Source organism: Paenibacillus endoradicis, assembly GCF_024721975.1.
Map to the genome: position 1 here is coordinate 266,439 of NZ_JANQBB010000007.1, position 14,443 is coordinate 280,881.

The 14,443-nt window shown below is 38.6% G+C and carries 16 protein-coding genes; 15 read left to right on the forward strand and 1 reads right to left on the reverse strand.

All coding sequences use genetic code 11. From position 1 onward, the window contains the following. The first annotated feature begins 33 nt into the window (after positions 1 to 33). The 13 genes from NV377_RS21535 (at position 34) to NV377_RS21595 (ending at position 13,141) form a co-directional block, all read left to right on the forward strand. A complete protein-coding gene (locus NV377_RS21535) occupies positions 34 to 885 on the forward strand; it encodes an ABC transporter permease (RefSeq protein WP_258202965.1) in 852 nt (283 codons plus the stop codon). Next, positions 882 to 1,703 (forward strand): ABC transporter permease, encoded by an 822-nt coding sequence (locus tag NV377_RS21540; RefSeq protein WP_258202861.1) that lies wholly within the window; start codon positions 882 to 884, stop codon positions 1,701 to 1,703. Before NV377_RS21535 ends, NV377_RS21540 begins: the two co-directional genes overlap by 4 nt. Positions 1,704 to 1,732: 29 nt before the next feature. Next, the gene (locus tag NV377_RS21545; RefSeq protein WP_258202862.1) at positions 1,733 to 3,073 is read left to right on the forward strand and encodes an LLM class flavin-dependent oxidoreductase; all 1,341 of its coding nucleotides are present in this window, start codon (positions 1,733 to 1,735) and stop codon (positions 3,071 to 3,073) included. A gap of 394 nt (positions 3,074 to 3,467) precedes the next feature. Continuing rightward, on the forward strand, positions 3,468 to 4,244 hold the full coding sequence (locus NV377_RS21550) for an ABC transporter ATP-binding protein (protein WP_258202863.1): 777 nt from the start codon (positions 3,468 to 3,470) through the stop codon (positions 4,242 to 4,244). A gap of 32 nt (positions 4,245 to 4,276) precedes the next feature. Further along, positions 4,277 to 5,134: an ABC transporter permease gene (locus tag NV377_RS21555; RefSeq protein ID WP_258202864.1), complete on the forward strand. Its 858-nt coding sequence runs from the start codon at positions 4,277 to 4,279 to the stop codon at positions 5,132 to 5,134. Between the two features lie 72 nt (positions 5,135 to 5,206). Then, a complete protein-coding gene (locus NV377_RS21560; protein ID WP_258202865.1) occupies positions 5,207 to 6,322 on the forward strand; it encodes an ABC transporter substrate-binding protein in 1,116 nt (371 codons plus the stop codon). A 33-nt stretch (positions 6,323 to 6,355) separates the two neighbouring features. Then, positions 6,356 to 7,432, forward strand: coding sequence for an LLM class flavin-dependent oxidoreductase (locus NV377_RS21565; protein ID WP_258202866.1), 1,077 nt, complete (start codon positions 6,356 to 6,358; stop codon positions 7,430 to 7,432). Positions 7,433 to 7,448: 16 nt separating this feature from the next. Then, positions 7,449 to 8,066 (forward strand): cysteine hydrolase family protein, encoded by a 618-nt coding sequence (locus NV377_RS21570; protein WP_258202867.1) that lies wholly within the window; start codon positions 7,449 to 7,451, stop codon positions 8,064 to 8,066. Positions 8,067 to 8,071: 5 nt separating this feature from the next. Next, entirely contained in the window at positions 8,072 to 9,376 is a 1,305-nt protein-coding gene (locus NV377_RS21575) for a zinc-binding metallopeptidase family protein (RefSeq protein WP_258202868.1), read from the forward strand. A 31-nt stretch (positions 9,377 to 9,407) separates the two neighbouring features. After that, positions 9,408 to 9,902, forward strand: coding sequence for a flavin reductase family protein (locus NV377_RS21580; RefSeq protein ID WP_258202869.1), 495 nt, complete (start codon positions 9,408 to 9,410; stop codon positions 9,900 to 9,902). After that, on the forward strand, positions 9,902 to 10,414 hold the full coding sequence (locus tag NV377_RS21585; protein WP_258202870.1) for an NAD(P)H-dependent oxidoreductase: 513 nt from the start codon (positions 9,902 to 9,904) through the stop codon (positions 10,412 to 10,414). The genes NV377_RS21580 and NV377_RS21585 overlap by 1 nt, the downstream gene beginning before the upstream one ends. A 42-nt stretch (positions 10,415 to 10,456) precedes the next feature. Beyond that, entirely contained in the window at positions 10,457 to 11,548 is a 1,092-nt protein-coding gene (locus NV377_RS21590; protein ID WP_258202871.1) for a TetR/AcrR family transcriptional regulator, read from the forward strand. A gap of 33 nt (positions 11,549 to 11,581) precedes the next feature. Further along, entirely contained in the window at positions 11,582 to 13,141 is a 1,560-nt protein-coding gene (locus NV377_RS21595; RefSeq protein WP_258202872.1) for a DHA2 family efflux MFS transporter permease subunit, read from the forward strand. A 105-nt stretch (positions 13,142 to 13,246) separates the two neighbouring features. Here the strand turns inward: NV377_RS21595 and NV377_RS21600 are convergent, their stop codons facing one another. Next, complete coding sequence (locus NV377_RS21600) at positions 13,247 to 13,417, reverse strand: hypothetical protein (RefSeq protein ID WP_258202873.1); 171 nt, start codon at positions 13,415 to 13,417, stop codon at positions 13,247 to 13,249. A gap of 293 nt (positions 13,418 to 13,710) precedes the next feature. Here NV377_RS21600 and NV377_RS21605 point away from each other — a divergent pair, with 293 nt between their 5' ends. Then, on the forward strand, positions 13,711 to 14,268 hold the full coding sequence (locus tag NV377_RS21605; RefSeq protein ID WP_258202874.1) for an accessory gene regulator B family protein: 558 nt from the start codon (positions 13,711 to 13,713) through the stop codon (positions 14,266 to 14,268). Positions 14,269 to 14,270: 2 nt separating this feature from the next. Continuing rightward, a complete protein-coding gene (locus NV377_RS21610) occupies positions 14,271 to 14,429 on the forward strand; it encodes a cyclic lactone autoinducer peptide (RefSeq protein WP_258202875.1) in 159 nt (52 codons plus the stop codon). Positions 14,430 to 14,443 lie beyond the last annotated feature (14 nt).

Genomic DNA, 14,443 nt, shown 5'->3' on the forward strand with positions numbered 1-14,443 from the left:
GTTGTTGCGTTTTAAGAGAGAGGGATGGAACCTATGGAGGCAGGGGTAAGTGAGGTTGTTACAAGTCCAATCAGGCAAAGTAAACAGAAACGAAATAGAGTAAGTCTATCTATTGCAACTACGAATGTATTGCTTGGTCTACTCTTGCCCGTCCTCGTCGTTGTGATATGGGAGATTGCAGGAATGCTAGGCAAATTGAATCCGATTCTATTGCCGAGACCAAGTCAGATTATTACGGAGTTCGTAAATTTGACAGCTTCAGGTGAACTTGTAAAACATCTTGGTGTATCCGTATGGCGAGCATTTTGGGGGTTTATTATTGGTGGTGGCTTAGGGTTAGTTATGGGGACATGGGTTGGCTTCTCGTATAAAACAGAACGATTACTCGATCCATCCTTACAAATGCTTCGTACGTTACCGCATTTAGCTATTGCACCACTATTTATATTATGGTTTGGTTTTGGGGAAACATCTAAGCTGCTATTAATCGCTAAAGGTGCTTTTTTCCCGCTCTATGTAAATACCTTTCTAGGTATCCGGTCTGTAGATTCGAAGTTATTCGATGTTGGTCGAGTTTTACAATTTAACAAATGGCAATTAATAACGAAGTTAATTATTCCGGCAGCATTGCCTAATATATTGCTCGGAACTAGATTATCTATCGGTGTTGCTTGGTTAGGATTAGTGGTTGCAGAATTAATGGGCGCAAGTTCGGGAATTGGTTATCTCATTAATGATGCTCGTTCGTTCTCTTGGACAGAGGTTGTATTTGTCGGAATTATTGTGTTCGCCATTGCTGGAAAAGTGACGGATTCAATTGTGAAATGGGTAGAGAAGCGTTGCTTGAGATGGCAAGATAGCTATGGCAGGGAGGGGAAATCATGAGTAATGGGTTAACAGAGGCAACTACATCTAAAGGATCTGCTAGAAGAGATTGGTTAGCGATAATACCTAGACCATTACATGGATTGATTATTCCTTTACTGCTTCTTGCTATATGGGAAATTGCCGCAGGTCTTCATTGGATATCCCCTCAACTATTACCTGCACCATCCGTTATTATTGCGCAATTTTGGAATCTTGTACAAAGTGGTGAGGTTTTCGAGCATCTAGCGATTAGCACTTATCGTGCAGGAGTTGGCTTTCTACTTGGTTCTGTAGCGGGTCTGCTACTTGGGTTATTTACTGGACTAGGGAAATTGTCTGAGAAAACGATTGATCCATCAATTCAGATGCTACGTACGATTCCTTTATTAGCATTAATTCCTTTATTTATATTGTGGTTTGGTGTAGGTGAATTTTCTAAAATATTAATGATCTCATTAGGTTCATTCTTTCCTTTATACGTAAATACTTTTCTTGGTATTCGCAACGTCGAATTGAGATTGTATGAAGTGTCTAGAATATTGCAATATTCTAGACTACAGTTGTTAACCAAGTTAATTATTCCTGCTGCACTACCCAACATATTACTAGGCGTGAGATTGTCGCTAGGAACGGCATGGCTAGTGCTAGTTGTAGCGGAAATGATGGGTACAAGTGCAGGCATCGGCTATATGATTCAAGATGCAAGAGCGTATTCGCAGACAGATAAAGTATTTGTAGGAATAACGATTTTTGCAGTTATCGGCAAACTATCAGATTCAGCAACACGCTTACTTGAGAAGAGATGGCTACGCTGGAGAGACACGTTCAAAGGATAATTAAGATCTACAGAGAGGAAGTAATAAAGATGAGCAAAAGAAAAGATGAGCTTCACTTAGGTGCATTTATATATTATACAGGTCATCATCACTATGGTTGGAGACATCCAGAATCAGGTGCTGAGAAGATATTTGATTACTCATTCTATCGCAATGTTGCAAAAACTGCTGAACGCGGCAAATTCGATATGATGTTTCTAGCTGATTTGTTATATGTTATGGGAGCAGACCAAGCCGCTGCTGGCATGCTCGATCCGATGACGGTCATGTCTGCTTTAGCTGTAGAAACAACGAAGTTAGGCTTAACAGCTACTGTATCAACCACATACAATGAACCGTATAACACAGCTCGTAAATTCGCTACACTTGATCATATAAGTAATGGTCGAGCAGGATGGAATATTGTTACTTCTCAGCTTGATACCGAAGCCTACAATTATGGTCGGGAGAAACATCCACCTCATGAAACTCGTTATGAAATGGCTAGAGAATTTACTGAAGTGGTAACTAGACTATGGGATAGCTGGGAAGACGATTCCTTAATTGTTGATCGTGAGCAAGCTCGATTTGCAGACCAAACTAAAATAAAAGAGGTTGAATATAAAGGGCAATGGTATTCTACGAAAGGAACATTGAACGTACCGAGACCTCCACAAGGCTACCCTGTCTTGATTCAAGCAGGATCATCTGAACCAGGAAAAGAATTTGCAGCGAGCTTTGGTGAAGTCATCTTTACTGCTCAGCAATCTTTAGCAGCTGCGCAAGCTTTCTATCAAAGCGTTAATTCAAAACTTGTACAACATGGTCGTCAACCTGGAAGTTTGAAGATCATGCCTGGTATTTCACCTATCATTGGAGCGACTGAAGAAGAGGCTAAGGCGAAGTATGAACAGCTGCAGTCATTTATTCCACCAGCAACTGTTGTCACGATGTTATCGGGTATGCTTAATTTCGATCTATCTAGTTATCCATTAGATGGCCAATTACCAGATATTCCTGACCCAGTAGAAGCTTCGAATGGGATGAAGAGTCGTGTTCAGTTAATTATGGATACAGCACGTAGAGATAATCTTTCTATTCTAGAGTTAGGCCGTCGCTTAATTGGTGCACGAGGACATTTACAATATGTTGGGACGTATGAAGGGTTAGCTGATCTTATACAGTTATGGTTTGAGGAATACGGATGCGATGGATTCAATATTATGCCGCCTGTATTGCCGGGTAATTTAGATGAGTTTGTAGATCATGTTATTCCAATCTTGCAAGACAGAGGAATATTCCGCAGGGAATATACAGGTAATACATTGCGGGAACACTTAGGGTTAGAACGTCCAGCGATAGGTCATTTCCAAGCTAAACAATATGTGTAATTAACGAGCAAGTATTAAGGTGATATCGACTTGAATTAAGTCGATATCACCTTTTGTTGTTACAAGATAGTAGAAAGGTTATAGCCAGGTAGTAGTAAGGTAGTTAAATGATACTCGGAAGGCGATGAGCTGTCATAGTATGTAAAAGCACTATCAATGTGTCAGTTATAGTTACTTAATTGTGTTATGTATATGTTATGTTTGTTATATATCACATAAATTAGTTAATAAATATGATATAAAATAATGAATGTTATACAAAAAAACAAAAATATTATATGTCGTGTCATATTAGTTGACGTGCAAGTGGCGCGATGATAGTATTTGGTTATCGAATTAATCAAATAGTTAATTTTTATTAACTAAATATTTAATAATAGTGTGGTGAGCTAATTTGACTTACATCAAGGTTAAAAACGTTAGTAAATTTTTCGAACGAAGAGGTCAAGTAACTGAAGCATTGCGTGATATTAATCTTGAATTTGAACAAGGTACATTTGTAAGTCTGATTGGTCCAAGCGGCTGCGGAAAATCTACATTGTTACGAATCGTTGGTGGATTAGCGGATGTAGATCAAGGTGAAGTAACTATTGGAGGAATGTCAACGCTAGGTGCTCAAAGCCAAAAACAGTTTGGTTTTGTACCTCAATCTCCAGCATTATTTCCATGGCGTACTGTATTAGAAAATATGAATGTTCCTTTTGAAGTAAATACAAAAGGAGTTGGCATTCAAGTAGAAGATAGAGAGGATCCTATTGAACTACTTCAATCCGTAGGGTTGGGTGATTTCGTTAATTCTTATGCCAAAGAATTATCAGGTGGTATGCAACAGCGCGTAGGAATTGCAAGAGCATTTGGCTCAGGAGCGCCAATTCTACTAATGGATGAACCATTCTCCGCATTAGATGAAATTACGAGAGAAATGATTAGCTACCAGTTACTACATATTTGGGAAGCTCATCAAAAGACAGTGCTATTCGTTACTCATAGTTTACGTGAAGCAGTTCTACTTTCAGACAAAGTGGTAGTTATGTCTGCTAGACCTGGTCAAGTGTCGAAAGTGATTGATATTAATTTACCTAGACCACGCCAAGCAACGATTGAAGATACAGAAGAATTTCATCAATATGTAACTGAAATTAGAGGCTACCTACGAGACAGATGGAAATAAGTTGAGGTTATTCATGAAGGGGAGTGATGACTGTGAGAAGCGCAGTTAGAGAAGCAACGATTATGGTAAGGCCCAATATTGAACACAAAAGTAAAGAGTCTTCATTGCTGAAGAAAGCAAAGATAAAGTTTACGGAGTCAACATACTTACCACCAACTTTTGCTTTCGCAACATTATTTTTACTATGGGAATTAGCAGTAAGGTTGTTCAATATTAATCCTGTAACTTTACCTGCACCATCAGCAGTCATCATCGAATTTTTCACTTCAATCTCATTTTATTTACCACATGCATGGGTAACTTTGTATGAAGCATTAGCAGGTTTCTTTCTAGGCTTAACGGTAGCATTAATTGCTGGAATATTTATGGCTCACTCTCCACTTTTGGAAAGAATGTTATTACCAATAGCTGTTCTAGCTAATGTAACGCCAATAATGGCTATCGCGCCACTTTTTATACTATGGTTCGGTTTTGATGCCTTACCCAAAATATTAATCGCATCCATTATTACGTTTTTCCCGATGTTATTGAACTCCATTGTAGGTTTCCGATCAATAGACGAAAACCATCTAGAATATATGAAATCGCTACATGCCAATAAACGTGAAATCTTCTTCAAGCTACGCTTACCTAATAGTCTTCCTTATCTATTCTCAGCAGCAAGAACTTGTGTAAGTTTGAGTGTCATGGGTGCAGTAGTAGGCGAATGGAGTGGTTCTACAGAGGGACTAGGTAACATTATTATGATGTCTAGTAACTATATGCAAACAGAACGAATGTTTGCGGCGATCTGCATGCTAGCTATTATGGGTATTTGTCTTACGAATATTGTTCGCTTTATTGAACGAAAAGCACTATCTTGGCATGTATCAAGTGAAAATCGTTCGTAGAGAGAGATGCGAGTAATACGTTGTTGGACTTCATATTATTATCAAAATACAAAAAAAGTGGAGGTTTTGGAGATGGAGAGAAAGACAAAGCTTTTTAAGATGTTAATGGTAATGATGGTTTGTAGCGTGTTGGTACTATCAGCATGTGGAAAGGCAAATGAAGCACCGATAACGCCTAAGGCACCTGAAACATCAGAAGCCGCAGAAGAAGGTGTTATGGATTGGGCAGCTAGAAAAGCTCTGAATGAGGCAGTTGGTGAAATTACTTATATTACAGGATTCTACTACGCAGCATCGCCTCCAGATATCCAAGTTGTAATGGCTTCTGAACTTGGTTACTTTGAAGAAATGGGACTTAACGTGAAAATTATCCCAGGATTAGATGCAGAAGGAATGAAGTTTCTAGCTGCTGGTCAAGCACAAATTGCCTCAGCAGGTACGCCGAGTCTTGTTATTCAGTCAGCGGTAAATGGTGCAGGTATTAAGGGGATTGCAACATTTGGTGGAACTGGCACAAGTGCGATTATGGTTATGAAGGATTCAGGGATTACAGAGCCGAAAGATCTTGTAGGTAAAACGATCGGATATCATGGGGCGTTGCCAGCAAATATTGTAGCTATGTTCAATCAATCAGATGTGGATGTAATGTCTGTTAAAGGAGTATCTGTAGGATACGATCCAACTGTTCTAAGTGCAGGGAAAGTAGATGCTTTAACAGTATACAAATCCAATGAACCATACTTAATGAAACAAATGGGCGTAGAAGTATCGATACTTGATCCTGGTCAATTTGGGGCTGAAACATCATTTGGTGTACTGGCAGTGAACGATAAGTTTGCAACTGAAAACCCTACTGTAGTAGAAGATTTTCTAAGAGCAGTGTCGAAAGCACATGACTATGCAGCAGAAAATCCAGAAAAATCATTAGAGGCTTTATCAAATCGCTCTGATTCCGTTTATGATCTTGCAACAGAAACAAATCGTTGGTCTGTTGAACTTGATATCGTTAATAACTCTCGTATCGCAGGTCATGGAGTAGCATGGCAAACGAACGAACAATGGGAACGTGAGATTGACATTCTATTCGGAGCGAGTGTAATTCGTGAAAAAGTAACGGTAGATAAAGTGATGAATAACACTTATATTGATGCAATTTATGAGGGTGAACAACTAATTTGGCCCGAATAATTAAGGACATAAAAGAAAAGGGAGAGATATAGTATGACGACAATCGATTATAACAACGTGGATTTTGGAGTGTTTCTACCAATTACTAATGGAGGATGGATTATTTCTGAGAACACTCCTAAGTTAGATGGTGGCTATGAGATTAATAAAAAGGCAGCTCTTATTGCTGAGGAACTCGGACTAGATTTCGTAATGTCCATGGCGAAATGGAAGGGATACGGTGGTTCGACGAATCATTGGGGAACATCATTAGAGTCTATGACGATGATGGCTGGTCTTGCTGAAGCGACATCGCGTGTGAAAATTTATGCTACCGTTCATACATTATTATATAACCCTGCAGTAGCTGCAAAAATGTTCGCTACACTTGATCAAATTAGTGGTGGTCGTGTTGGCATGAATGTAGTGTCTGGTTCGTTTGCAGGTGAGTTCCAGCAAATGGGGATGTGGCCAGAACATCTTGGTCATGGGGAACGTTATGATCTAGCTAAAGAATGGATGCAAGTAGTGAAACGTCTTTGGAATGAAGATAGTGTTACTCATCATGGACAATATTTCAATATTGAGGAATGTGAATCGTTACCTAAACCAATTCAAAGACCAAGACCGGAAATCATCTGTGCGGGTCAATCTGAGAAAGGTATGGGCTTTACTATTGATGAAGGTGATGCATGCTTTATCGGTGGGCGTGATCTTGAGGAATTAGCATCTGTAAGTAAACGTGCCAAAGATATGGCAGCAGAACGTAACAAAACAATTAAAACTTATGCGATGTTTACGATTATTCCTGGCGAGACAGATGCACATGCTGAAGAACGAATGAAGCATTATCAAGAAGGCGCAGATGAAGGTGCGATTAAAGGGATGCTTCGTAGCTATGGACTTGATCCAGATGGTCGTGAAAATTCAATGGTTGCACGTGCAAAAAGCGCATTTATGACAGAAACTATTTCTGGTAGTGTAGAAACGATTAAAAATCGTATTGAAGAAATTATTGAAGCAACAAATATAGATGGCATGATGCTTACATTCCCTGATTATGTGGAGGATTTGAAAATCTTTGGAGCAGATATTTTGCCACAATTAAGAGGAACAATGGTTACACAATAAGGAAGGAATGATGAATATGAGTTGGAAGCTAAAGGATCAGACGGCTTTATTAATTGTAGATGTTCAACAAGATTTTTGTGGACCAGAAGGGAAAATGGCGCAATATGGCATTGATTTATCTACGATTGATCCAGCCGTTGATCAGATTGAGCGACTCATTGAGGTTGCTCATAAGCAAGAGGTTCCAATCGTTTTCATTCGCCTTATTACCGATCCTGTTACAGACTCGCGTGCCATGAAATCATGGTACGCGAAAAAGGGACTAGATCCTGAAGAGTCTGTTGCGATCTGTAGACGGGGAACTTTCGGAGCAGAAGATTATCGTATTGCTCCATCGGCAGTAGATTATATTGTAGAAAAACAGAAGTATAGTGCATTTGTAAGCACTAATATAGAACTATTGTTACAGCAATTGAATGTAGAGCAACTTGTAGTAACTGGCGTCACAACAGAATGTTGTGTGGATTCAACGGTCAGAGACGCATTTATGAAAGATTATGAAGTTTTTGTAGTAGAGGATGCTTGTGCAGCGTATGAGCAAGACGTACATCTTATGTCGATTAACATATTAGATATGAATTTTGCGACGATTTTATCAACGGAACAATTACTCTCTTATTGGGAGGGAGAATGAGTGTTATGGGGATTTCGAATGTAACAGCGTATACGAAAGAAGAATATGCAGTGATGCAAACGATTCGCGACAATATTAATCCACAAGAATTAATAGAGTTGTTGTTAGAGCTAGGTAATATTCGTAGTATAGCAGGCTTTGAACGAGAAGCTGGAGAGTACGTATATGATTGGTTGAAGAAGGAAGGTTTCTCAACAAGAAAGATTGGGATGGTAGAGGATCGATTCAATGTTATTGGTACGATGGGTGGGGATCATCCAGGAGAAGGAAAAAATCTACTTTTCACGAGTCACCTTGATACAGAGTCTCCCCAGTATAATGACCGAGATAATTGGCGTTATCGTCCCGAAACGGTATTACGACCAGAATGGCTTGAAGCAAAATTCGAGAATGGCGTGTTTTCTGGTCGCCCAGTAGAGAATGATCGTGGTCCGATGACTTGCACATTAATAGCTGCAAAAGCATTAAAGAATGCAGGTCTTCCATTAAAGGGTCACTTATATATTACAGCTAGTCCTGGTGAGATTGGTCCAGAACAAGTTGAGGAGTTTCGTGGAACTGAGTTTTTGGGCAAAGAAGTAGGTGCTCAATATCTATTGTCTCATGGCGGAGTAGCACCGGATTATGTGATTGCTGCTGAAGGGACAGACTTCGGGATTACTTGGATGTCCTGTGGGCATGCCCTCTATCGAATTGATTTGTACGGTGAAGAGATATTTACACCGATGATCAATCATCCCAAGGAGCTACAACACCATCCTAATCCACTTGTTCAAGTCGCTGTTCTAATCGAGAAAATTCAACAATGGGCAGTTCAATATGAGCAGGAAAACACCTATAAAGCAAAAGGCGGAGAATCTATTCCGAAAGTACAAATCTCTGCGATCCGCGGTGGTGATCCACATATTATGGGAGCGGGTAGTGAAGTATGCTCTGTTTACATCGAAGTGAATATTACAGCTAAGCAATCTATTGCTCCGATTCAACGTCAGTTAGAGGCTTTACTACATGGAGCTAATATGCAGGGACAAGTGTTACCGCTCGTATATCGTCAAGGTCATGAAGCAGATGACGAGGTTATTGCTCCGCTAGTGGATGCGATTGCTACAGGTAGTTTGGCAGGAGCGCGTGGTGAGCTACAGTTAGCGCATTACGCATATTCCAGTATGTGGCGTGATCACAATGTATTCAATATGTACCGAATTCCCTCAGCTACATTTGGTCCAGCAAGATTTCAACCGACGATAGAAGATATGGTCGATGCAGCAGCAATCTATGCATTTACTGCTTGGAAAATATGCAATTCATAACTACGTAAATAATGAAAGTAGGGATATATATATGGATCCAATCGTATGGAGAAATACAATGGGACAATTTGCATCGGGTGTAACTATCATTACTACTATAGACAGTGCAGGTAATCCACTAGGGATGACTGCGAATGCCTTTACATCATTATCACTTGATCCGCCAATGGTACTTATCTGTGTAGATAATAAGAGTACAACGTTAGTACATCTTACGGAATCAGCAAAATATTGTGTTAATATTTTAGCTGCCCCTCAAGAGCAATTATCACGCCAATTTGCGAGAAAAGGTGGTTCCGAGAAATTTGAAGGTGCCTCATATTTCAGTGGTGACATTGGAGTGCCCGTGCTAGAAGGAACATTAACAAGTGTTGAATGTGAAGTGACCGCGATCGTTGATGGCGGAGATCATAAAATTCTACTCGGAAAAAGTGTGAAAATACATCAATCGCTAACAGAAACTGAGCCGCTTATTTTCTATAAGGGCAAATATAATAAGCTTGAGAAATTAGAGGTGCAAGTATAATGCATATCACCACAATTATTGGAAATCCAAAGGCACGATCCAAAACGTATACTTTTGCCTCTGAAGCAACGCAAGCCATTACGCATTATGTTGAACAATTAACGGATGAGGAAATCACGCATCATGTCATTGACTTAGCTGATTATGGCGTAGCCTTAGTACAGTGGGATCAAGAAGTTATTAATACACTAATTGAACAGATCAATGCTTCGACGTATATAGTTATTGCTAGCCCTACATACAAGGCTACTTATACAGGCCTACTAAAGTTGATGTTAGATTTGTTACCTATGAATGCATTACAAGGAAAACTTGTATTCCCACTTATGGTAGGTGCAGGTTATCAACATCAATTAGCAGTTGAACTTCATCTTAAGCCAGTACTTGCAGAACTAGGTGCAATCACAACGAGTCGCGGTCTGTATGTGTTAGATTCACAGCTAGAACAATGCGAAGGTATTATGATCGAGTGGGTGCAGCACAATAGCTCTGTCTTGAAATCGTTACTATAATTCCCTAGATTATACGCTTTGATGTTGGAAGGTGGATACCATATGACGCAATCGATAAAGGTAGATGAACAGAAAATCAATATGCAGGAAAAAATTTTGAATTCGGCAGAAGATCTTTTTGCAAATAGCAGTTATTCTGCTACTCGCATAAGTGATATTGCAACAAAGGCTGGTGTGAATCAGGCGCTTGTTCATTACTATTTCAGTACAAAAGAAAAGCTATATGAAGCTGTACTTGAAAGACTGTTTCGTCAATGGGAAACCTTGCTAGAGAAGCAATCATGGGAAAATATTGATCCAGAATTAGTACTTAGACAATATATCCAAACTCATTTTGAAATTAAATGTAAAGTACCCAATCTATATAAAATATTTCATAAGGAAACGTTAGATGGTGGGAAATTATTCGATCAGTACGCATCTTCACAATGGGTGAAAGATTTCCAGGATAAGAGTGAAATGTTCAAAGGTTGGAGACAAGCTGGCATTATTAATCCACTTGCCAATGAGCAAGTCATACTGTTCTGCTTATGGGGAATGATGAATCAGTTCTATTATCGAGATGTTGAATCATTAATGATGATTACTGGTCACTCAGGTTCGAAAGAGCAGCTACAAGAGGGAATTGTCGATCAAATGGTCAAATTAGCCCAGCATGGTTTGCTTGTTCATGGCCAAGCAAAGAATGAGACGGACACCGAAAGGGTACGCCAAATACAAGTGTTGTATGCTCCCTCTGATCATGATGTAAGTAGTGAGAGTGATGATGAGCTAACTATGATCCTTGATACGATGAACAATTGGCGTTCATGCTCAGTCCAATTGTACCGAAGTTTTGCAGAGTGGCAACAGTATCAACAAAGTAATGAATTGTTATTTGTTGTTACTTCCACTAAATACGGTGAGATATCTAATGAGTTGATGAAGTGGTTAGATTATGCTCAGCATCATCCATCGTTAATTGCTGATCGCTACGTAGCGATTTGGACTAGCAAAGAGAGGTTAGCACCAGATGCATTACAGAGGAATCTTGAAGATGGAATTAATCGCTTGGGAGGTTTTGCTATTTCAAGAGTGACTAATCATACGATATATGGATATTTGAATCGTTGCGCCAAAATGTCGGGAATATAAATTGAACAAGTGCTATGGAGCAGGTGATGCCGTATGGAAACGAAGTTAAAGGGGTTAACAACGAAGCAGTTTAACTGGTTATTTGGAGCATTACTATTAAGTATATTTTTGACACAATTAGATCAAACGATCGTATCTACTGCTTTACCAACGATTGCTACGCAGTTAAATGGATTTTCTGGAATGTCTTGGGTGTTTATCATATACATGTTAACCTCTACTGCAATGATGCCAATTGCAGGGAAATTATCTGATCTATATGGTCGAAAAATATTGTTAATACTGGGATTAGTAGTTTTTGTTGTCGGATCAGTTTTATGTGGCTTTGCAGATTCTATGCTACAACTTATTATTTTTCGTGGTATTAAAGGGATAGGCGCAGGTTTCTTAATGCCGATAACTTTTACCATCGTATTTTCATTAATGCCGAAAAGTAAAAATAGCATTTATCAGACATTATATATGAGTATATTTGCACTATCATCAGTTGTAGGTCCAACAATCGGTGCAATCATTACCTCAGTATTTGATTGGAGATATATTTTCTTTATTAATCTCCCGATCGGAGTCATTATCCTCTTTGCTTTTATGGTGTTATTACCGAAAGAATCACTCAAGAAAAAATCGAATACATCCATAGGTTTTATTGGTCCATTGTTACTAATTGTTGGAACACTTTCACTATTACTAGCTCTTAAACTTGGCGGAGTACAATATCACTGGGGTTCAATTGAGATTATAAGTATGTTTGTTGTAGGAATAGGTGCTGCGACATGGTTTGTCGTGAATCAACTCAAAGCGAGAGAGCCTGTTATTCCATTCCATCTATTTCACGATAAAGTAATTGCTAGTACTTATATTACGACATTTGTACAAGGGATAATAATGTTTGGTGCACTAGTATATATTCCGTTGTTTGTTCAAGGTAGCTTGGGAGGAAATGTTGCCTATACAGGCGGAACACTTACGCCGCTTATGCTATGTGTTATGTTTGGAGCAACGTTATGTGGTGTATTAATTCAACGTTTTACTTGGCGTTTTAATATGGCACTAGCAATGTTACTATGTGCAGTGGGGCTATTGATTATTATTATGTTACCGAGTAATGTTCATTTCCTTGTCATATGCTTCATCATGGTACTATTAGGTCTTGGCATCGGAATGATGATGATGGTTGGTCAATCGGCAGTTAGTATGAGTGTGGATGAATCGATTCGAGGAGCTGCAACCTCTTCGGTAAGCTTCTTCCGATCTATAGGTGGTGTACTTGGTACAGCGGTACTAACTGCGCTAATTAACTCCAAAGTTTCTATATTAATGAGTGAGAACACTACACAATTATCACAATTATCGAATGATCTAGGTGTAGTGACTGATCCGCTTGCAGTATTGCAATCAAATAGTAACTTACCAGCTGATCAATTAGAATTATTACGTCAGTTATTGGGTGATGCTGTACAATATGGTTTTTGGTTCTTACTAGTATCAGCAATGATTGGATTTATTGCAGCCTTTTGGGCAGGTTCGGCTAGGCAAAGCGTAGCTGAGCAAGATAAAATAGTAACCCAAATCGATCCTGCTTCGATTCATTGATGAGCGGATTAAGTAACATCACATAAGCCACTGTATACGTGTTATATAGACGTATACAGTGGCTTATGTGTTTTCGTTACTTTACTGTGGTGTGTTTTCGTTACTTTACTGTGGTTTGTTTTGTTCGTACTCTTTTAGACTTAACCCGGCTTCTTTAGCTGCTTCTTCAGCAAATTCTACATCATGTTTGTTTTGGTGAAGCGATGGTGCATCTGATTTGTTATTTTGCTTAGAAGTATTGTTATTCATGTTTTTAGAAAAGTTTTTAAATGACATGCTGTTCCCTCCTTTATACAAGATAGTTTTATATTTCCACTAATTGGGTCGAATTATGTATGGAAAAACAGATAGAAGCCAGAGAGTCAAATATAGACAGCTTTTGTAAGAAAAATAAGTTGTAGAAATTAGGGTATTATTGACTATAATTCTTTACAAATTAATACATAAATGTGAAAATGGGATATAGAACTACAAAATATTACGGTTGGGATTAAATATAGAGCGTTTGCGACCAAACTCTTAAATAATATGAAATATTTGGTAGAATATTGTTAGGAAGGAGGAGAACAATGGAAAGTGTTGCTAATTATTTGTTCGATCGATTAGTTCGAGAGAACCACACATCATTAGAACGGTCCAAATTGAATTATGGAATTCGTATTATGCTTACTAATCTAACGACAATAGTATCAGTATACACAATTGCTATACTGCTAGGATGTTTGTTAGAAACGATGATTACTAATGTAGCTTTTTTTATTATTAGACAAGTTGCATTAGGTTATCACTTTAAGTCACTGTTCGAATGTATTGGCTACAGTATTATCGGATTCCCACTTGTCAGTAAGTTAATCACATATGCATCTGTACCTGATTGGATTGTTTACACCGTATTTGTTTTGACAGCATTAATGGTTATTATTATTGCACCTGTCGGAACAGTAAAACAAGCTGTCTATAATGAGAAGCATCGATTATATTTACGCAAAAAGATTTGGATACGCTTAGGTGTGTTGCTATTAGCGATCTTACTTGTTCCAACCGTTCTCAAACCTTTTATTGCTTTAGGATTAGTACTTGAAGCTGCAGTGCTAATCGTCCAAAAAATTATAGTAGGGAGATGTTAGTTATGACTCTAGTTAACAATGCAATTGGAAAAATGCAAGAAAAAATCGCTTTGGGAGTTATCTTTATTGCAGGTATTGCTTCAATTGTAACTTGTACTTTATTCTTTTACGAAGAAGAAGTTCCAAAAGAAATTCAAGCTAATCTTTCTCAATTTAAATAGGTCAATGAGGGACA

Coding starts and splice junctions, on each gene's coding strand:
- NV377_RS21535 (WP_258202965.1), top strand. CDS start 34: ATGGAGGCAGGGGTAAGTGAGGTTGTTACAAGTCCAATCAGGCAAAGT.
- NV377_RS21540 (WP_258202861.1), top strand. CDS start 882: ATGAGTAATGGGTTAACAGAGGCAACTACATCTAAAGGATCTGCTAGA.
- NV377_RS21545 (WP_258202862.1), top strand. CDS start 1,733: ATGAGCAAAAGAAAAGATGAGCTTCACTTAGGTGCATTTATATATTAT.
- NV377_RS21560 (WP_258202865.1), top strand. CDS start 5,207: ATGGAGAGAAAGACAAAGCTTTTTAAGATGTTAATGGTAATGATGGTT.
- NV377_RS21565 (WP_258202866.1), top strand. CDS start 6,356: ATGACGACAATCGATTATAACAACGTGGATTTTGGAGTGTTTCTACCA.
- NV377_RS21570 (WP_258202867.1), top strand. CDS start 7,449: ATGAGTTGGAAGCTAAAGGATCAGACGGCTTTATTAATTGTAGATGTT.
- NV377_RS21575 (WP_258202868.1), top strand. CDS start 8,072: ATGGGGATTTCGAATGTAACAGCGTATACGAAAGAAGAATATGCAGTG.
- NV377_RS21580 (WP_258202869.1), top strand. CDS start 9,408: ATGGATCCAATCGTATGGAGAAATACAATGGGACAATTTGCATCGGGT.
- NV377_RS21585 (WP_258202870.1), top strand. CDS start 9,902: ATGCATATCACCACAATTATTGGAAATCCAAAGGCACGATCCAAAACG.
- NV377_RS21590 (WP_258202871.1), top strand. CDS start 10,457: ATGACGCAATCGATAAAGGTAGATGAACAGAAAATCAATATGCAGGAA.
- NV377_RS21595 (WP_258202872.1), top strand. CDS start 11,582: ATGGAAACGAAGTTAAAGGGGTTAACAACGAAGCAGTTTAACTGGTTA.
- NV377_RS21600 (WP_258202873.1), bottom strand. CDS start 13,417: ATGTCATTTAAAAACTTTTCTAAAAACATGAATAACAATACTTCTAAG.
- NV377_RS21605 (WP_258202874.1), top strand. CDS start 13,711: ATGGAAAGTGTTGCTAATTATTTGTTCGATCGATTAGTTCGAGAGAAC.
- NV377_RS21610 (WP_258202875.1), top strand. CDS start 14,271: ATGACTCTAGTTAACAATGCAATTGGAAAAATGCAAGAAAAAATCGCT.